This window comes from Monashia sp. HAY1-2A, assembly GCF_056755315.1.
Genome location: NZ_JBNDHY010000782.1, coordinates 1 through 236, shown reverse-complemented (window position 1 = coordinate 236; position 236 = coordinate 1). Strand labels below are relative to the sequence as shown.

General features: G+C 64.0%; 1 protein-coding gene. It reads right to left on the bottom strand.

Going from position 1 to position 236, the window contains the following annotated elements; all coding sequences use genetic code 11:
• Positions 1–177: nuclear transport factor 2 family protein (locus tag ACPYOM_RS23890; RefSeq protein ID WP_481347889.1), on the bottom strand; the 177-nt coding region annotated here is incomplete at its 3' end.
• Positions 178–236: the final 59 nt, after the last annotated feature.

Genomic DNA, 236 nt, shown 5'->3' with positions numbered 1-236 from the left:
CGTGTACCTGGCCGCCGCCTCGGCCTTCCACGCCTTGATGGCATCGCGGCCCGTGTAGGTGCGCCCCTCGTCCTTCACGACCGCCTGGGCGGTGAAGCATCGGGCAAGGCTGTCCGGGTTCTGCCTGTCGGCGGCGAAGTAGGCGGCGATGGGATCGGGAAGGATCGATTCGTTCATGACGAGACTCCTTTCAGGCTTCGAAGTCCCTAGCTTCCGCCCGATGGAGACATTAGAGA